Origin of the sequence: Marisediminicola senii, assembly GCF_011057645.1 — a bacterium.
Lineage (GTDB): Bacteria > Actinomycetota > Actinomycetes > Actinomycetales > Microbacteriaceae > Marisediminicola > Marisediminicola senii.
Window position 1 is genome coordinate 1 of sequence record NZ_JAALGE010000095.1, and the last position, 3,112, is coordinate 3,112.

The 3,112-nt window shown below is 72.8% G+C and carries 3 protein-coding genes; all 3 read left to right on the forward strand.

Annotated elements, in window-relative coordinates; translation table 11 throughout:
- The first annotated feature begins 99 nt into the window (after positions 1-99).
- Positions 100-1,140 (forward strand): putative F420-0 ABC transporter substrate-binding protein, encoded by a 1,041-nt coding sequence (locus tag G5S38_RS15310; RefSeq protein WP_165070483.1) that lies wholly within the window; start codon positions 100-102, stop codon positions 1,138-1,140.
- A 73-nt stretch (positions 1,141-1,213) separates the two neighbouring features.
- A complete protein-coding gene (locus tag G5S38_RS15315) occupies positions 1,214-2,239 on the forward strand; it encodes a putative F420-0 ABC transporter permease subunit (RefSeq protein WP_201276714.1) in 1,026 nt (341 codons plus the stop codon).
- On the forward strand, positions 2,236-3,112 hold an 877-nt coding region (locus G5S38_RS15320), incomplete at its 3' end, for an ABC transporter ATP-binding protein (protein WP_165070487.1). The genes G5S38_RS15315 and G5S38_RS15320, both read left to right, overlap by 4 nt.

The following is a 3,112-nucleotide window of genomic DNA, read 5'->3' on the forward strand; positions in this document are numbered from 1 at the left end:
CATACGGGTTTCATGGGCGTCTCGTGGGCTCGGAAATGTGTATAAGGGCCAGGTCCCGCCCCCACCCCCGTCGCCCCCGGATTTCTCGTGTCCCCTCGTTTGCCGTCCCCCCAGGGCCCCGCCCGCCCCCGCCTCGCACACACCGCCCGCACGACCGGCCTCGGCGCCCTCGCCGTTCTCGCCGTGGCGCTCACCGGATGCGCCGCGACGCCGGCCGCCGCACCCGAGACAGGCGAGGGATCGGATGCCGCGGCATCCGCTCCCTCCCAGCTCGACAACTGCGGCACCGTGGTCGAGGTGCCGGAGGCCGCGCCCGAGCGCATCGTGACCATCAAGTCGACCACCACCGAGATGCTGCTGGCCCTGGGGCTCGGCGACCGCATCGTCGGGTCGGCTTTCCAGGACGGCCCGGTGCTAGAGCAATGGGCGGGCGCCGCGGAAGACATCCCCGTGATCTCCGATTTCGCGCCCAGCCAGGAGGCCGTGCTCGAACTGGAGCCCGACTTCGTCTACGTGGGCTGGGAGTCGATGCTCACCCCGGAGAGCGCCGGCGACCGCGAATCGCTCGCCGCTCTCGGCATCGGCAGCTACGTCGCGCCCTCGGCGTGCAAGGGAGAGGGCTACCAGCCGGCCAAGCTCGCCTTCGACGACGTGTTCGCCGAGATCACCGAGGCTGGCACCCTGTTCGGTGCTCCGGATGCCGCAGCCGAGCTCATCGCCGACCAGCAGGCGCAGCTCGACACCATCGACGCCGACGAGCGTGGCCTCACGGCGCTCTGGTACTCCTCCGGCACCGACATCCCCTACGTCGGGGCGGGCATCGGCGCCCCGCAGATGATGCTCGAGGCCCTCGGGCTCAGCAACGTCGCGGCCGACATCGACGACACCTGGTCGTCGCTCGGCTGGGAAGCCATCGTCGACCAGGACCCCGACGTGATCGTGCTCGTCGACGCGTCGTGGAACACCGCGGCCAGCAAGATCGAGCTGCTCGAGTCGAACCCGGCCACCGCCGAGCTCGACGCGGTGCAGAACCAGCGCTACCTGACGGTTCCGTTCCCCGCGGGCGAGGCCGGCGTGCGCTCGGTGCCCGCGACGGCCGACCTGGCCGAGCAGCTCGCCGCCATGGACCTCGAGGGCTAGACCGGATGACGGGGCGGCGGCGATGAGCACGGTTTCGGCACGGGCGGAAACGACGCGGGGCACGGCGCCGCGCATGTCCGGTCCCTCCGGCGCGCGCGCCAGGGTCGCCGTCGCCGGGGTGCTGCTCTCGGTCGCGCTCGTGCTGTCGATCGGCGTCGCCGTGACCATCGGACCGGCCGACATCCGCTTCGGCGAGGTGTGGGCGTCGATCGCCAGCAACCTCGGGCTCGGAACCAGCCCGCTGTCGCCGCTGCGCGACGGCATCGTGTGGGAACTGCGCCTTCCCCGCGTGCTCACCGCGGCCGCGGTCGGGGCTGGACTCGCGATCGCCGGTGCGGTGATGCAGGCCATCACGCGCAACTCGCTCGCCGATCCCTACCTGCTCGGGCTGTCGTCGGGGGCATCCCTCGGCGCCGTCGCGGTGCTCGTGGTCGGCGTCTCGGTGCTGCTGCCCGCCGCCGCATTCGTCGGCGCGCTGGTCGCCCTGGCCGCGACACTGCTCATCGCGGGGGCGGGGGCATCGCTCACCCCGAGCCGCACCATCCTGGCCGGCATCGCCGTCTCGAGCCTCTTCGCGGCCCTCACCAGCTTCGTGATCTTCTGGACTGCGACCGGCGACTCGTACCGCGAGATCCTGTCCTGGCTGCTGGGCTCCCTCGCCGGTGCCCGCTGGCCGGCGGTAGCCATCGCGTTCGGCGCGGTGCTGGTCATCGGCGTTCCGCTGATGGTGAGCGGCCGGGCGCTCGACGCGTTCGCCTTCGGCGACACCTCCGCCGCCGCGCTCGGAGTGCACGTGACCCGCACCCGGTGGGTGCTGCTCGTCGGAACCGCGCTCCTGACCGGCGGCATGGTCGCGGTGAGCGGGTCGATCGGGTTCGTGGGGCTCATCCTCCCGCACGCCGTTCGGCTCGTGGTGGGCGCGCGGCACCGCGCCCTGCTGCCGCTCGCGGCGCTCTCCGGCGCGATCTTCCTCGTGTGGTGCGACACCGCCGCGCGCACCATCTTCGACCCGCGGGAGCTGCCGGTCGGCATCATCACGGCCGTGGTCGGCGCACCCGTGTTCGTCCTCTTGCTGATGCGCTCGAGGAGCACCGCATGAGCCAGGCCGAGCAGGTGCTCTCCTCCCCCACGCGCCGCGACCCGATGATGAGCGCGCGCGGCATCTCGGTCGAGCTGGGCGGCCGCACCGTCGTCGACGCGGTCGACGCCGACATCCTCGCCGGGTCGGTGACCGCCATCGTCGGCCCCAACGGGGCGGGCAAGTCGAGCCTGATCCGGGCGATCGCGGGCATCGAGCGGCCGGCCGCCGGCAGCATGACATGGGAGGGGCAGGACTGGTTCTCGCTCAGCCGCCGCGATCGCGCCCGCCGCGCCGCCCTCGTCGAGCAGGATTCGCACGCCGAACTGCCCCTCACCGTGCGGGGCGCCGTCGCGCTCGGTCGCACCCCGCACGTGCCGATGTTCGCCGCGGCATCTCGCGATGACGCCCAGATCGTCGAGGCGGCGATACGCGATGCCGGCATGGCGGCGTTCGCCGACCGGCAGCTCTCGACCCTGTCGGGCGGCGAGCGCCAGCGGGTGCACCTCGCCCGCGCGCTCGCGCAGCAGCCGCGCCTGCTGTTGCTCGACGAGCCGACCAACCACCTCGACGTGCACGCGCAGCTGTCGATCCTGTCGCTGGCCAGCCGCCTCGCCGGGGACCACGAGCTCGCGGTCGTCGCCGCACTGCACGACCTCAACCTCGCGATGACCTTCGCCGACCACGTGGTCGTGCTCCACGACGGAGCGGTCGCGGCCTCCGGTCCGCCCGCCGAGGTACTCGACGCCGGCCTCATCCGCCGGGTGTGGCGGGGCAGCGCGGCCCCGCCCCCGCAGCCGGGGAAGGGGGCCCCCGGGGTGGCCCCGGCTCTTATACACACATCCCAGGCCCCCGAAAGCGCCTGGATCGCGGATTGCGCCCTTTTGTTGGTAA

Bases quoted from the DNA above. Each gene is read 5' to 3' on its own strand.
- G5S38_RS15315 (WP_201276714.1), top strand. From the start codon at position 1,214: ATGTCCGGTCCCTCCGGCGCGCGCGCCAGGGTCGCCGTCGCCGGGGTG.